This window comes from Streptomyces mirabilis (assembly GCF_018310535.1).
Lineage (GTDB): Bacteria > Actinomycetota > Actinomycetes > Streptomycetales > Streptomycetaceae > Streptomyces.
The window spans coordinates 6,127,630-6,142,103 of sequence record NZ_CP074102.1; the positions used below are offsets into that span (position 1 = coordinate 6,127,630).

At 71.8% G+C, this 14,474-nt stretch carries 15 protein-coding genes; 7 read left to right on the top strand and 8 right to left on the bottom strand.

Annotation, left to right across the window (positions count from 1 at the left end):
- Nucleotides 1-324: 324 nt before the first annotated feature.
- A complete protein-coding gene (locus tag SMIR_RS26955; RefSeq protein ID WP_349636907.1) occupies nt 325-2,337 on the bottom strand; it encodes a SpoIIE family protein phosphatase in 2,013 nt (670 codons plus the stop codon).
- A 68-nt stretch (nt 2,338-2,405) separates the two neighbouring features.
- Between SMIR_RS26955 and SMIR_RS26960 the strand changes: the two genes are divergently transcribed.
- Nucleotides 2,406-2,630 carry a hypothetical protein gene (locus SMIR_RS26960; RefSeq protein ID WP_168491049.1) on the top strand — a complete coding sequence of 75 codons (225 nt, stop codon included), beginning with the start codon at nt 2,406-2,408 and terminating at the stop codon, nt 2,628-2,630.
- A 62-nt stretch (nt 2,631-2,692) separates the two neighbouring features.
- Nucleotides 2,693-3,220: a GNAT family N-acetyltransferase gene (locus SMIR_RS26965; RefSeq protein WP_168491047.1), complete on the top strand. Its 528-nt coding sequence runs from the start codon at nt 2,693-2,695 to the stop codon at nt 3,218-3,220.
- A 104-nt stretch (nt 3,221-3,324) separates the two neighbouring features.
- Here SMIR_RS26965 and SMIR_RS26970 read toward each other — a convergent pair whose 3' ends face one another.
- From SMIR_RS26970 to SMIR_RS26980, 3 genes are all read right to left on the bottom strand, one after another.
- Nucleotides 3,325-4,212, bottom strand: coding sequence for a nuclease (locus SMIR_RS26970; protein ID WP_168491030.1), 888 nt, complete (start codon nt 4,210-4,212; stop codon nt 3,325-3,327).
- Nucleotides 4,213-4,286: 74 nt separating this feature from the next.
- Complete coding sequence (locus SMIR_RS26975; RefSeq protein ID WP_054230980.1) at nt 4,287-4,628, bottom strand: DUF8825 domain-containing protein; 342 nt, start codon at nt 4,626-4,628, stop codon at nt 4,287-4,289.
- A 209-nt stretch (nt 4,629-4,837) separates the two neighbouring features.
- The gene (locus SMIR_RS26980; protein WP_212727490.1) at nt 4,838-6,391 is read right to left on the bottom strand and encodes a hypothetical protein; all 1,554 of its coding nucleotides are present in this window, start codon (nt 6,389-6,391) and stop codon (nt 4,838-4,840) included.
- A 145-nt stretch (nt 6,392-6,536) separates the two neighbouring features.
- Here SMIR_RS26980 and SMIR_RS26985 point away from each other — a divergent pair, with 145 nt between their 5' ends.
- From SMIR_RS26985 to SMIR_RS26995, 3 genes are read left to right on the top strand one after another with little or no spacing between them, the layout of a single operon-like run.
- Entirely contained in the window at nt 6,537-7,016 is a 480-nt protein-coding gene (locus SMIR_RS26985) for a MarR family winged helix-turn-helix transcriptional regulator (RefSeq protein WP_168491028.1), read from the top strand.
- Nucleotides 7,016-8,428 (top strand): MFS transporter, encoded by a 1,413-nt coding sequence (locus SMIR_RS26990; RefSeq protein WP_211118695.1) that lies wholly within the window; start codon nt 7,016-7,018, stop codon nt 8,426-8,428. Before SMIR_RS26985 ends, SMIR_RS26990 begins: the two co-directional genes overlap by 1 nt.
- 2 nt (nt 8,429-8,430) lie before the next feature.
- Nucleotides 8,431-9,021 (top strand): hydrolase, encoded by a 591-nt coding sequence (locus SMIR_RS26995; protein WP_075026635.1) that lies wholly within the window; start codon nt 8,431-8,433, stop codon nt 9,019-9,021.
- A 13-nt stretch (nt 9,022-9,034) separates the two neighbouring features.
- Here the strand turns inward: SMIR_RS26995 and SMIR_RS27000 are convergent, their stop codons facing one another.
- Entirely contained in the window at nt 9,035-9,985 is a 951-nt protein-coding gene (locus SMIR_RS27000) for a ketopantoate reductase family protein (RefSeq protein ID WP_212727491.1), read from the bottom strand.
- A 118-nt stretch (nt 9,986-10,103) separates the two neighbouring features.
- Here SMIR_RS27000 and SMIR_RS27005 point away from each other — a divergent pair, with 118 nt between their 5' ends.
- Complete coding sequence (locus SMIR_RS27005; RefSeq protein ID WP_168491024.1) at nt 10,104-10,337, top strand: DUF2277 domain-containing protein; 234 nt, start codon at nt 10,104-10,106, stop codon at nt 10,335-10,337.
- A 35-nt stretch (nt 10,338-10,372) separates the two neighbouring features.
- On the opposite strand, the gene SMIR_RS27010 is transcribed toward SMIR_RS27005, so the two are convergent.
- A complete protein-coding gene (locus SMIR_RS27010) occupies nt 10,373-11,008 on the bottom strand; it encodes a DedA family protein (RefSeq protein WP_099922913.1) in 636 nt (211 codons plus the stop codon).
- A 202-nt stretch (nt 11,009-11,210) separates the two neighbouring features.
- Between SMIR_RS27010 and SMIR_RS27015 the strand changes: the two genes are divergently transcribed.
- Nucleotides 11,211-11,747, top strand: coding sequence for a superoxide dismutase family protein (locus SMIR_RS27015; RefSeq protein ID WP_168491021.1), 537 nt, complete (start codon nt 11,211-11,213; stop codon nt 11,745-11,747).
- Nucleotides 11,748-11,870: 123 nt separating this feature from the next.
- Here the strand turns inward: SMIR_RS27015 and SMIR_RS27020 are convergent, their stop codons facing one another.
- Entirely contained in the window at nt 11,871-12,326 is a 456-nt protein-coding gene (locus SMIR_RS27020) for a DoxX family protein (RefSeq protein ID WP_168491019.1), read from the bottom strand.
- An 85-nt stretch (nt 12,327-12,411) separates the two neighbouring features.
- Nucleotides 12,412-14,370, bottom strand: a complete 1,959-nt coding sequence (locus tag SMIR_RS27025) for an FAD/NAD(P)-binding protein (RefSeq protein ID WP_168491017.1) — start codon at nt 14,368-14,370, stop codon at nt 12,412-12,414.
- Nucleotides 14,371-14,474: the final 104 nt, after the last annotated feature.

The window sequence follows — 14,474 nt, forward strand, 5'->3', positions numbered from 1 at the left end:
GCCAGCCTCGTGATCAACCGTTGGCTTCTGACGTGTCCGTGTCCTGGGCGGCGCGGCGGATGATGCCGAAGGCTGACGCGGCTGTTGGCACGTGCCATAGCCGTGCCACATCGTGCGGTCGATCACGGTCAACGACGGTTCGCCGCAGTTGCGATGCACCGCTGAGCTGGGCCACGGTTCGAAACCGTCCGCGCCCACCAGTCTCAGGACACGAGAGAGGCCCAGATCAGCGGGTGGGTACCCGGAGATCTGGGCCTTGATCTTCCTTGGCGAGATCGAGCAGCGCTCGACGGGGGCGGCGGGGGTGTGAGGGCGAGGGTGCCGTCATGCGCGTCGGATGACCAGCACGGCCACGTCGTCGAGGTGGTCTACCGCGACCGCGGCGTCGAGGACGCGGTCGGCGGTCTGCTCGGCGTTCAGTCCGTCATGGAGGGCCGCGCCGGCCAGTGCTCCGGCTCGCTCCAGTCCGGCGTCCAACGTGAGGCCCGGTCCTTCGACCAAGCCGTCGGTGACCATGACCAGCGCAGTGTCCTTGTCCAGGGTAAAAGTCTCCTCGCGGTACTCGGTGCCGGGCACGATTCCAAGGACCGGGCCGCCCGGCAGCTCGCGGATGCTGTGGCTGCCGTCCTTGCGCGCACACAGCACCGGCACGTGGCCGGCGCTGGCGCCGGTGACCTGTCCGTCGACTGGGTCGATATGCAGCATGGTGCAGCTGGCGAACCGTGCCGCCTCCATCGTGACCAGCAGTTCGTTGGTGCGCGTCAGCACGGTTGCGGGATCCGTTTCGTGGGCGGCGATCGTGCGCATGGAGGCGCGTACCTGTCCCATGGCTACGGCGGCGTCCACGTCGTGCCCCTGGGCGTCGCCGATCTCCAGGGCTACCGCGCCGTCGGGCATCACGAAGGCGTCGTACCAGTCTCCGCCGATGTCCAGCCCGTCCCGGCTGGGCCGGTAGCGGGCGGCGACCTCCAGGCCCGCGAGGTGTTCGGGCAGCGTGGGGAGCATGGTCTTCTGCACGGCCGTGGCCAGCTCGACTCGCGCCTGCTGCAACCTGATGCGCCTCAGTGCCTGGCCTGCCAGGTCGGCCAGAGTGCCCATGAGGGTCTGCTTGTCCAGCGACGGCCGGTATCCGCTGCCGTAGGTCACCAGCCACGCCCCGAGCGGTTGATTGCCGCGCTCGCTGAGGGGGGTGATGGAGACGGCGTAGTCGGAGCCGAGTCGGCCGAGCCGCGGAAATTCGGCCCCGTGTGGCCAACGGCGGATGTAATCCTCCCGGTCGGGTATGAACTGCGGCTTGCCGGTGCGGATCGACTCGGGCAGGGCGCTCGGATGGTCCAGCGGCAGGCCGTGCATGACGTCGACCTCCCACATGGCTATCCCGGCATCGGTGGAGACGCGCAGGCGGCCTTCGTCGACGAGTGCGAGCAGGGCGCCGGTGGCGCCGAAGGTTGCGGCGAGCCTGGTCAGGGCGACCTGCTGCAGTTCCTGTTCCGTGGCTGCGGTGATCAAGGCGGAGGAGAAGTCGGCGATGTCTTTGGCGCGTTGTCGCTCGGCAGTCAGTGCGGCCTGCGCCTTCCTCTTGCGTTTCTCCTGCTTGGTGTCGTCGCGGACCACCCCGAAGACCCTCTCGGGGCCGTCGTATCCCAACTGGATCCGACGGGTCTGGGCGGCCAGTTGGTGCCAGCCCTCGTGCTGGGGGAGGTACAGCAGCCTCACCCAGGGAGACTGCTGGGCCGAGGCCGAGCGCAGGAGCTGCCGCAAGGCCTCCCGGTCGTCAGGGTGCACTGCCGAGATCACACTGGTGAGCGACGTAGTGGGATCCGGGAAGAGCGCGGCCACGGCGGGTGCGCCACCGAGCCACTCCAGCAGGCGTCCCTGAGGTGAGTACATCCACAGGCCGAGGTTGGCGGCCGTGGTGGCCATCCGGAACGGGATCAGTAGGCTGGCCAGGTCGTTTCGCGCGTCCAGTTCGTGCACCCAGACCAGCTGCTCGTCACCGGTCGGATCCTCGACCGTCCGCGCCTCGATCAAAGAGGTGACGGGTGCTCCGGCGGGCCCGGGGAAGTCCAGCACCCGCATGGCGACCGTCTTCGTCCTGGCGGCGTGGGTCACGAGACTCTCGGCCGACGTCTTCTGGTTTGCGGGCCACATATCACCGAAGTCACGTCCCAGGCACTCCTCCGCCGGCCTGCCCAGCGCCGTGGCCATCGCAGCGTTGAGACTGCGGATGGCACCGTCCAGCGTCAAAAGAGCCGCTGGCTCAGCCCTTCGAAGGAGATCGTCCGAGGCGCACATCTGTGACTCCCTGGCACATAACAAAACAGCCCTTTCGTCCATAATCGCGCATTTTTCCGCGCCTTTGGGGCCACCAGGTTCAGGACGTGAGTTGGCTATGCTCGTCCGCCATGCGTGCTGCAGTGATCGTGTCCAAGGCCGTACTTGTCGTTCTCGGCACGTGGGCGGTTCTCGTCGTGGGCTTGGGGCTGGTCGCGCTCCTGCCTGAGCGCGTGCAGTACTACGCGATCTCCCCCTTCACCATGTTCCTCTGGGTGTGCGCCCTTGTCGTGTGCCCCGTGATCTCCTGCCTGGTGCTCCGCCGCTGGATCAGGACCGTGCCGGGCATGCCGTAGCGGGACCCGTGGGCCCCGGAAATTCGGTGGTTGCGCCTGTGGGTGCTGGCCATACTGCGGCCATGGATCCCGTGACTCTGAAGACCGCGCGACTTCTGCTCAGGCCCTTCGGCCCCTCCGACGCGGACGCGGTGTACGCGGCCTGTCAGGACGAGGACATCCAGTACTACACGCCGGCGCCGTCACCGTTTCGGCGTGAGGATGCCGAGAAGTACGTCGGGGAGACCGCGCCCCAGGGCTGGGCAGGGGATCGCGACCACATTCTGGGTGCCTTCCGGTCGGACAACGGTGCGCTGGTCGGTTCGTTCTGTCTGACGAGGCTCTCCGAGGGGGTCTACGAACTCGGCTACTGGGCGGCCAAGGAGCAGCGCGGCCGGGGGTACTCCGCGGAAGCGTCCCGGGTTCTGTGCGACTGGGGTTTCGCCGTGCTCGGGGCGCACCGGATCGAGTGGTGGGCGATGGTCGGGAACGTGCCCTCCCGCGCACTCGCGGAGAAGCTCGGCTTCACCGTCGAGGGAACCCTGCGCCGTCGCACCGTGGTCCGGGGTGAACCGCGTGACTGGTGGGTGGGCGGACTTCTGAAGTCCTGACGGTCGAGAGTTCGGACGGTCGAGAGTCCTGACGGACGGTCGAGAGTTCGGACGGACGAGAGTTCTGGCCATCGAGAGTTCTGGCAGTCGGACGTCCGGCCCCGTCATTCCTCGGCGAAGACCAGGTCCTCGATCGGGTGGGTCATGCGTACCGTCCCGCCGTTGACCTCGACCACGTGGTGCAGGCCGGTGAGGGTCTTGGCGGTGGGGCCCTGGGAGAGGATGCGGAATCGGTCGGCGCCGCCGAAGAGGTAGCTGGGGAAACAGTCCAGCGAGGAGTCGGGCGCGAAGCGCAGGTGGTCCGCGAGGCGGCGGAAGAGCTTCGGGAGCAGCACCAGGTCGTCCGTGAGGGAGGACAGGCCGGTGATCGCCGCCCCGGTGGTCGTCGTGTCCTTGGCCCATACGCCGAGGCCCGCCGACCTCGCCTGCTGGGACGCCGCGGTCAGCTCGGTGCGCAGGTCGGGGAAGAGGTTCGAGTAGAAGGTCGGGAAGACCAGGCCGAGCGCGAGCAGGTGGTGGTTGGCGGTGGTGCGCAGCAGCGGTACGTCCACGGTGATCCAGTCGCCGCTCTTCTTGCCCGCGGGTGGCGCGCCGCGACCGGCCAGCGCGACGCAGCGGCTGTGTACGTCGATCGCGCTCGCCAGGATGAAACCGGGCACGCTCTCCGGGGTACTGGCGGTGACCTTCTCGCCCGCGTGCTGGACGGTGGTGAAACCGAGCCGGCTCAGCAGCTCGTCCCGGGCGGCGTGGGCGAGGTCCAGCGGCTGGTGCACCTCGTGCGGGCCCGCGCCCAGATAGTGGGTCTCCAGCGCGTCGATCGCGTCGAGCCGCAGGTTGGCGCCGCCACGGCTGTTCCGGTGCGTCTTGTCGATCTTGTGCGTGCCGGGGATCTCGTACCAGAAGGCCGCGTCGTGCGGGTCGAAGCGGACGGTATCGCCGTCCGGTTTCGCGTTCAGGATCCGGTAGTCGCCCTCGATGAGGAGCATGGGCATGAGTACCTCCGCGTCAACGCCGGTGACTCATTGTTGCCGCGCGGCGGCTCCCTCGTACCCGGAGTGACACGGATTTACGACGTTTGTGGCGGCCCTTCGTGGGCGTGCTTCAGCTTCGCGCGAGCGTCCACCGTGTCCGGCGGGGCGACCTCTGACCAGAAGCGGTGGCAGGTGACGAAGACGGCGAGTTCTCGTTCGCGTTGGCGGAGCTTCTCGACCTCGGCCTGTTCGTCGGGTGTCCAGCCGGGGGAGGCGGGGCGTTCCACCTTGCGCCAGCCCTTGTCGTCGCTGAAGCCGTCCAGGGGCTCCACCGACCAGGGGAGCCTCTTGAGCAGGGCCAGGAGCTCCGCCCGGACCTGATGCAGCTCCTCCTGGCCGGCCAGGAGGTCACTCGGGAAGTCATAGGTCGCAGCCACGCGGCAATGGTACGCCTGTTCGAATTTGAGGTGCGAGTTCCTTCGGGGACTTCACGCGAACGGGTGGGGCGTCCACGTCGGACGACGTCCTGTCGCGGCGGCCGGAACCGGCAGTCGTCGTCGGCGAGTTCGGGGCTGCGCGCGTTGGCCCGGTCGACCTCGGCCAGTGCTCCTCGGCCCAGGCCCTGACCATCCTCGGCCTGGAGGGATCAGGGAGTCAGCTTCGCCATCACGGCCCGCGGCAGTGACGGATTGGCCGCGGCCGCCTCCGCCACCCGACCCTCGTCGTCGGTGAGCAGTTCGACGATGACCTCCGCGGGCAGGGACGGGTGGGCGGCGGCTGCCGTTCGCGCCTGTCGGTCGGTCAGACAGGCGAGCAGGGACGGCGCCGTCGCGTTGGGGTGGCGGGCCACCTCGCGGAACGCCTTCGGGACCGGTGGGTCGTGTCTCGTCACGTGCTCCAGGAGGGACGGCGACGCGTCCGGGTTCGTCGCCACCCTGGCCAGCACCCGGACTCCGTGACGGTCGATCATGGCGCGCAGCCGGGTCTCGGAGAGGCCGGGGTGAGGGGCGATGGACTTGAGCACCTTCGCGTCGGTGTCGGCGGCCAGCGCGTCGCGGATCCCGGGCGGCAGATCGCGTCGTGCGGCGAGGAGCATCCGTACGGCCGGGTCGGGCGACTCGGCCAGTTCCTCGACCTCGGCAGGGGTGGCGGCGGCGATCCGTGGCAGCAGGGTCGCGCCGATCTTGGCGGTGCCCGCCAAGGAGGCCAGCACGTCCAGTGGTACCTGGGGATTGTGGGCCACGCTGCGCCGTACGTCGGGGCTCACGTCGGTGGCCAGCGCGCGCAATTGGGCGGCGTCGAGCGCGGGGTTCTCGGCGAGGTCGCCCCGTACGCCTGGCAGGGGGTCGTCGGCCAGCCGTCGCCCTGCCTCCGGGGGCAGGTCGGGCCGGGCGGCCAGGGCCCAGCGCAGCAGGCCGGAGGAATGGTCGGCGAAGCCGGCGGCGGCCCGGGCGGGAGTGGCCGGGTTGCTCAGTGCCTGCCGCCACATATCGTGCACCGTGGACTCGTGGGAACCGGTGCAGAACGCGCCCGGCGGCAGGTCGTCGGCCGGGTGCGGGTGCGGGTGCGGGTGCGGGTGCGGGTGAGCGTGAGCGGCCGAAGTCCGCTCTCGGTCGCAGACCAGGCAGCGCCGCGCCGGAGGAAGCCCGTCCCCGGTCAGCAGCATCTCCAGTACGGCCGGTGGTGTCGCCTCGTTGGCCGCCACCGCGCGGCGGACCTCGGCGTGCGGGTGTCGCGCGAGCCGGGCGGCCATGTCCGGCGTGGTCCACAGCGCGAGCTCGGCCACCACCGCGATCTCTGAGTCGGCGGCGAGCGTGTCCGTCACATCGGGGGGAAGGTCCGGGCAGGCGGCCAGCTTCGCGCGGCGCTCGGTGAACGGATCCGTCGCGAAGCGGCGCGCCCACTCCGGGAGGCCGGCCCCCCTGTCGAGCAGGGCGAGCGCGGCCTGGGGCTGGGCCGCGGGATCGATGTCGGCGGACGTCAGCCGTCCCTCGTACGCGAGGTGTACGGCGATGTCCTCGGCGCGTGCGGCCAGCGCGCGTGCCTGTGCGTGGGCGAGGTCCAGGCGGGCGGCGAGTTCCGCGGCGATCTCTGCGTCTGCGTCTGCCTCTGCGTCCGCGATCGCGGACGCGATCAGTCGGTCGACCAGCTCGGCGGGCAGGGCCGGGTTGGCGGCGAGCCCGCACAGGATGTGGTTCACGGGGGCACATCCTGCCTGGGGCGTGCGGGAAGCGCCCGTGGATTTCTCCACGACTCTGTCGGCTCTCCCCGCATCACGGAGTTGCTCAGTCCAGGCTGCACAGTTTGAACTGGACAGTCTGGACTGAAGGTCCTAGCGTGGGGGCATGGACGACAGCAGGGATGACTCCGAAGGTGTCGACGGCGTCTCCGGGTCCGCCGCGCGTGCCGCGCGGGATCTGCGGGTCGCGTTCAACCGGCTGCGGCGGCGGATCCGGGAGGTCGCCGAGACGGAGGGGGAGGCGCAGGACCTCACGCCCTCCCAGGTGTCCGCGCTCACGCTGGTGAGCAAGAGCGGCGCCGCGACGGCCAGTGGACTGGCCGCCGCCGAGGGGGTGCGCCCGCAGTCGATGGCCGCCACGCTCGCCGCGCTCGACCAGTACGGGCTGATCGAGCGCAACCCCGACCCCGGGGACGGCCGGCGGCAGCTCGTCACACTCACCGACGCGGGGCGCGAGCGCATCGAGGGCACCCGGCAGGCCCGTGCGGAATGGCTGGCCCGGGCCTTCGAGGACCGCTGCACGGAGGCCGAGCGGCAGACCGTCATCGAGGCCATGGCCGTACTGGAACGGCTCACCCGGCCGTGATGCCCAAGATATCCGGACTCGCTCGCTCCGACCGGCCCTCGCGCCCCCGCCCCGCGGACTCCTTCGACCGGCGGCTGATCGCCCCGATGGTCCTCGGATCCGTACTGAACCCCATCAACTCCGCCATGATCGCGGTGGCGTTGGTGCCGATCGGGGCCGCGCTCGGGGCACCGCCCGCGCAGACGGCCTGGCTGGTCACGGGGCTCTACCTGGCCACCGCCGTGGGGCAGCCCGTCATCGGACGGCTCGTGGACACGTACGGACCTCGTCGTCTCTATCTCATCGGGACGGCGCTCGTGGGGATCGCCGGGCTGCTCGGCGCCCTCGCTCCGAGCCTCGGCGCGCTGGTCGCCGCCCGGGTGCTGCTCGGATTCGGCACCTCCGCGGCGTACCCCGCCTCGATGAGCCTCACCCGCAGTGAGGCCGAGCGCACCGGGCGGGACAGCCCGGCCGGAGTACTGACCGCGCTCGCCGTCTCCGCCCAGACCGTCTCCGTCGTCGGCCCCACCCTGGGCGGACTGCTGATCGGCGTGGGTGGCTGGCGCACCATCTTCCTCGTCAACGTGCCGCTGTCGGTGGCCTGTCTGGTCCTCGGTGTGCTGCGGCTGCCGAAGAGCCCGGGCGGGCGGCGGGAGAAGCGGAGCGTCGACCCGCTCGGCATGGCGCTGTTCGCCGGCCTGCTCGCCGCCCTCATGTTCTTCCTGATGAAACCGCGGGCCGGCCACTGGTGGCTGCTCGTGCTCGCCGTCGGCGCGGCAACGGCCTTCGCCCTGCGGGAGGTTCGCGTCGCCGAGCCGTTCATCGACCTGCGGATGCTCGGCGGCAACGTCCCCATGCTGGCGACCTTCCTGCGTCAATTCCTCAGCTTCACGACGGCGTACGCGTTCCTGTACGGCTTCACGCAGTGGCTGGAGGAGGGGCGGGACCTGTCCGCCGCCACCGCCGGACTCGTACTGCTGCCCCTGTCGCTCAGCGCGCTGGCCGTCTCCGCCGCCACCGGGCGCCGCGAGGCGATCCGGGGCAAGCTCGTCGTGGGCAGTCTGGTTCAGATCGCCGCGTGTGCCGCGCTGTTGGGCGCGAACTCCGGCAGTGCGATCTGGCTGCTCGGCGCCGTCGGGATCGTCATGGGCATCCCGCAGGGCCTCAACGGCCTCGCCAACCAGAACGCCCTCTACCGGCAGGCCGACCCCGCCCGCATGGGCTCCGCGGCCGGACTCCTGCGCACCTTCATGTACCTCGGCGCGATGGTCGCCTCCGCCGCCGACGCGGCCGTCTTCCCCCATGGCGCCGACACCGGGGGCCTGCACCACCTGGCCCTCTTCATGCTCGCCGGAGCCGCGCTGCTCCTGGCGGTGACCCTGCTCGACCGATCCCTGCGCACCCTCGCGCCCTCCACCCCCCGAAAGGCCTGACCATGGCTGTCACCACGCTCGATCCGAAGACCGCGCTCGTCGTCATCGACCTGCAGAACGGCATCGCCGGAAACCCGGGCCTCGCCCCGCACCCGGCCGCCGAGGTCGTGGAGCGGGCGGCCCGGCTCGCGGACGCCTTCCGCGAGCAGAGCCTCCCCGTCGTCCTCGTCCGGGTCACCGCCGCCGCCGACGGCGCGGACGGCGTGCCCGGGCGCATCGACGGCCCCGCCCGCGCCCCCCGTGTCTGGCCGGAGGGCTGGGACGTCCTCGTCGACGAGCTCGCCGGTCACCCGGAGGACATCGTCGTCACCAAGCGGAACTGGGGCGCGTTCTACGGCACCGACCTCGACCTGCAGCTGCGTCGCCGCGGGATCACCCAGATCGTGCTGGTCGGCATCGCCACCAGCATCGGCGTCGAGTCCAGCGCCCGCGCCGCCCACGAGCACGGCTACCACGTCACCCTGGCCACCGACGCCATGTCCGACATCGACGCCGAGACCCACCGCAACAGCGTCGAGCGGATCTTCCCGCGTCTCGGTGAGACGGGCACGACGGACGAGATCCTGGAAGTGCTGGCCAAGACCCACGCCTGAGCCGTAGTCAGGGTCAGCGGCGGCGGTTGCCCTCCAGCTCCTCCAACTCCCTCACCAGCCCCCGCGCCACCGGCACTGCCACTCCGTGCCGGTCCGCGGCCCGCAGCAACGCGCCGCCGATCGCGTCGAGTTCGAGCGGACGGCCCGCCTCGGCGTCGCGCTGCATGGAGGACTTGGTGTCCGACGGGAAGGCGTCGTAGCGGGCGAGGGCCACGGCCGGGTCCGCCGGGGCGCCGCACGCCCGGCTGACGGCGGCCGTCTCCGCCACGAGGGACGTCAACTCCTCGCGGTGGCGCGCGCGGACCTCGCCGAGGGGCACCCCGTAACGGGTCGTCAGCAGCGCGAACGGCGCGAGGAACGACATCTTCGCCCACAGCGTGGCCGCCTCGTCGTCCAGGACACGGACGGCGGGGCCGGCCGCGGCCAACACCCCGGCGAGCGCGTCCAGCCGGCCGCGCGGCACGCTCTCGCCGGTCAGGTCGATCTCGGCGAAGGGGCTGCCGTGTTCGATCACCCCGGGGGCGGTCCGGGTCGACTCGACGCGGATGACGGCGGGGGCGACACGGGCGGAGCCGTAGCGGGCGCGCAGCGTCGCGGGGTGTTCGACACCGTTCAGGAACGGGACCAGCAGGCCGTCGCCGAGCGCCTCCGGCCGTACCCGCTCCAGGGCCGCGTCCAGTGCCGTGTGCTTGACCGCGATCAGGCAGGCGTCGACCGGTTCGCGCAGTTCGGTGTCGGCCTCCACGGCCGCCGTGAAGTCCCCGAACCGGCCGCTGCGGACGCGGATGCCGTCCGTGCGCAGCGCCCGCGCCGTCTCGTCCCCGGCCAAACAGATCACCCGGTGTCCGGCCCGGGCCACCAGCGCGGCCAGCAGTCCGCCGACGCCGCCCGGGCCCAGTACCGCCACGGTCGACCGTTCCTGAGACCGTTCGTCGGCCCGTTCCTTCGACTGGTCCTTCGTCATGGCTGTTCGATCCTCTCGTCGGTCGGCCCCGGAAGGTGGCCGCCTCGACGTAGATCATCCCGCTACGGCAACAGGACCGACGCCCCGGGTTCCCACAGGTGTGCGCGAGACTGGACGCATGTGCCGCAGCATCAAGACACTCCGCCCGCCCGTGCTCCCCGAAGAGGCCACCGAGGAGGAGATCCGGGCCGCCGCCCTCCAGTACGTCCGCAAGGTGTCCGGATTCCGCGCCCCGGCCGCCCACAACCGTGAGGTGTTCGACCGCGCGGTCGAGGCGATCGCCGCCGCCACGACCGAACTGCTGGACGGCCTGGAGGTACGGGGAGCCACTCAGCCGCAGCGCGCCGGATAGCGCCCCGCGGGTCCGCGCCTCCGCGGGTTCGTAGGTCAGGCGCCGGTGCCCGACTCCTGGGGTTCGGGACGGCGCATCAGGTACGCCGCGCCCGCCCCCGCGCCGAACAGCGCCAGGAACGACACCCCGGTCGCGAACCAGCTCGCGCCCAGCCACTGGCCGCCGAAGTAGCCGAGGGCGACGCTGTAGGCGGCCCAGGCCAGGCCCGCCACGATCGACCACGGCAGGAACTCGCGGACCCGGCGGTGGGCCGCGCCCGCGCCGAGTGAGACGACCGAGCGTCCGGCGGGCGCGAAGCGGGCGAGGACGACCAGCGCGCCCCGGGCGCCGCCGCCGCGCGCGAGGACCGCGCCGAGACGTTCCTGCGCGCTGGACAGCCGGCGCGAGCGGGCTATGGCCCGGTCCAGGCGTTCGCCGCCGCGCCAGGCCAGCCGGTAGGCCACCAGGTCGCCGAGGACCGAGGCGGTGGCCGCGGAGAGGGTGAGCGCCATGATGTTGGGCACCGCCTGCCCGACGGCGGCCCCCGCGGAGCCCGCCGCCGCTGCCGTGGCCGCCGTGATGACGAGGACGCCGCTCGGCAGGACCGGCAGGAAGACGTCCAGCAGGACCGAGACGGCCACCGCCGCGTAGATCCATGGGCTGCCCGTCAGCGGCCCCACACTCTCCAACACCGAAACTCCCCTGTACTCCCCCGTTGGCACGACCTCGCCGCTACGTCGCGGGGGAGCGGCAGGCGGCCTGTGACAGCCATACAGCGTACGCGGCGGGTGTGACAGGAGGGTCACTGGGGGTTCATGTGCTCCTCACGGCGGGAGCGAGTAAGGGAGGGGCGAGTCAGGGCGGGGGGACGAGTGTCGGAGGAGTGGGACAGCGATGGTGGCAGGGATGATCGCCGGCGCCCTGGCGTCGGCCGTACTGACGGTGGGCGGCGGCGCGGGAGCGGACGGCTACTGGATGACGACGGACGCGCGGTTCGCGCCGCCAGGCGCCTTCGTTGCGTCGGCGGCACTGACGTACGACATGCAGGTCGTTCCGGCGGCCGGCGGGATCGAGGTGAGCCAGCTGATGGACGAGCGGGGCGCCACGACCGTACGGCTGCGGGTGACCGGAGTGAAGGCGGGCCACGTGTTCGGGGCGCGGGTGCACCAGAAGCCCTGCACCGCCGATCCGGCCGCGGCGGGCGGGGTCTACCAGCACCGCGAGGACCCGGCTCACGCCGACCCGGACAAGGAGGTGTGGCTGGACTTCACCGCCGACGAGAACGGGAGGGGTGAGGCGAGGAGCCGGCACGACTGGGGCTTCAGGCCGGGCGGGGCCGGTTCGGTGGTGCTCTACGACGGGCCGGGCGCGGGAGGTACGCGGGTGGCGTGCTTCACCGTGCCGTTCGGATGGGTCGCCGGGACGGCTTGAGCGAGGGCGGGTCGCCGGGACGGCTTGAGCGAGGGCGGTACGGGACGGCCTGAGAGAGCGCGGTACGGGACGGCGCCCACCTCCGGGTGCGGGAGGCGGGCGCCGGGCCGGGTGGTGGCAGGGTCAGGCCGCGACGGGCTCCGAGGCCCGCTCGTCCGCGCGGGACGCGGCTGTGCGCCCGGCGAGGAGCCGGTCGAGGCCGAGCGCGCCGGAGCCGGTGAAGACCAGCAGCAGCATGGTCCAGCAGAACAGCACGGAGAGCTCGCCGCCGTTCTGGATCGGCCACAGGGCCGTCGACTGGTGCACGTCGAAGTACGCGTACGCCATCGAGCCCGACGCGATGAACGCCGCGCCGCGGGTGCCGAGGCCCAGCAGCACCAGGGCGCCGCCGACGAGCTGGATCACGGCCGCGTACCAGCCCGGCCAGGTGCCGGACGGGATGGAGCCGCCGTCGGTGCCGGCCGCGCCGCCGAGGACACCGAAGAGCGAGGCGGCGCCGTGCACGGCGAAGAGCAGGCCTATGACGATGCGCAACAGGCCGATGGCGTACGGCTGAGCGCTGTTGAGGCGGTCGGTCATGTGGGGGACTCCTTCGGTCTGGTCCGGTCCGTGGGGAACCGGATCCTGGGGGCGGAACCGAGTGAGTCATCAACGTTAGGGGAACCTAATCAATGCTTGCAAGTTCAACATTTAGCCATGGTCCGGATTCCGTTTGGGCTTCCGTTTCTGCTGTCGCCGCACGTAGCGAGGCCCGCGCCACCGCGTCGGCGTCCGAAAGCGTGACCGAATCCACACCCGGCCGGGCTCCGGCCGCGGTCACCCAGTGCACGCCCTCCGTGGGCACCCCGAAGGCGAACCGCCGTGCGTGCGGCCGACCTTGACGGTCAATCAGACGGTAGGGGCGCGGTGTTACGTCCAGCCCTCCGGTTTCGTAACCGTCGCTCGTGTGCGGGCGGCACCCGCCCGTCCTCAGCAACCGGGTGAGCAGTTCGTCGCCCGTCCGCCTGAGGTCCGGTTCCGGCAGCCGCGCCTCTATCAGCGTTGTCGCGCGGACGGTCGAACCCGGCACGTCGGGGGAGTGCGCGACCCAGCCCCCGTCCTCGGCCCGCACTTCCAGCCGGGGGCCCAGGACGTCCAGGACACCCGCCTCGATCAGCGCGGCCATCTCCTCGACGCGGCGGCGGGGCGGTCCGATGGAGAGGAAGGCGTTGAGCGGCGTGTACCAGCGGTCCAGGTGCTCGCGCCGCGAGCCACCCGGCAGGCCCCCGTGGTCCACGATCCGCCGCACCTCGTTGCGCAGGTCGCGCAGCACGTCCAGGGCGGCCTTCAGGGGACCGTCGACGTTCCCGAGCGCGGCCTGCTCGGCGTCCTCGCGCAGATGCGCCAGCAGCCAGGAGCGCCAGGCGCCGGGCGTGGCGAAGTCGTGACCGGCGTACGGGCGCGAAACGCGGTCCCAGCACCAGCGATCGCCCTGCGGGATGCCGAACTCGTCGAGGACTCGGGCCTCTTGAGGGCTCCGGTGCGGGGTGGCGAGGAAACGGTCCCTGAACTCCAGCAGCCTCGTGCGCTCCCACCGACCGGCGCACACGCCCTCGTAGTAGACGGTCTCCACCTCCTTCGCGATCAGTGGCCATATCTCGCCCAGGAAGTCCGGCGCCTCACCGGAGTCGGCGCGCTTGCGGAAGCCGGCGATGACCTCGTCGGTGAGGACGAGGGGGAGATGGCGGCCGTAGGGGCCCTTCGCGTTGTCGCCGCGGGCCTGGTACGGGATACCGCGGCGCGAGCCCGCGTACAGGCGGGGCTCGTGGCCGGAGGGGAGGTAGCGCAGGCCCTCGGCGGTGCGGGTGAAGCGGCCGCCGCGGCCCGTCGTGAGCAGGGCCATGTGGTCGAAGAAGTTGAGACCGAGGCCGCGCAGCAGGACCGGTTCGCCGGGAGAAGGGGCGGACAGGTCGACGTCCGCCGGGTTGGCGGGCGGGATGTGGCGCAGGCCGTGCCGTTCGGCGTACGCCGTGAGGTCGCGTTGGGAGCGGTCCGGGGCCGTCGGCAGATGGCCCTGGGCGAGGACGACCGCGGACAGCTCCGGCAGCGCGCGCCCGTTGTCGAGGGTGAGGGTCTGGCGGCCGTCGGGGTCGTCGTCGAGCCGTACCGCGCGCGCCGCGTGCACCTCGACGCGCACTCCTGGCGGCGCCCCGCGCACCACCTCGGCGAACACCCACTCCAGATAGCGGCCGTAGTGCGCGCGGGTCGGGTAGTCGTCCGGGCCCAGTTCGCCGCCCGCCCAGGTGTGCAGGCTCGGCCCGGGGCGGACCGGGCCCGAGCAGTCCACGCTGTCGTCGGTGAAGAGGGTCACCTGCGAGGCCACGGTGTTCATCAGCAGATGCGGCGACTGCGCGGTGCGCCAGACGCGGCCGGGGCCGGGCGGCGACGGGTCGACCACGTGGACCGTCAGTCGTGCTCCGGGCGGGAGCAGCTCCGGCGCGGAGGCGCACAGGCGTTCAAGGACGCTGGTGCCCCGCGGTCCCGCGCCGACGACGGCGAGGGACACATCGACGGCAGGGGTGGTCCCCGAGGACGCGGCGCTCACTGCAGACAAAGGTGTGACTCCCGGGCATGGGGGGCGCATGACGGCGAACCGCCTGCTGGGAGTTCCACGGGAAGGTCCCCTGGAAGCGGACGGTCCGCCTCATCATGCCGTCGGCGAGAACCCGAACCGAGCCCCGGGCGGGA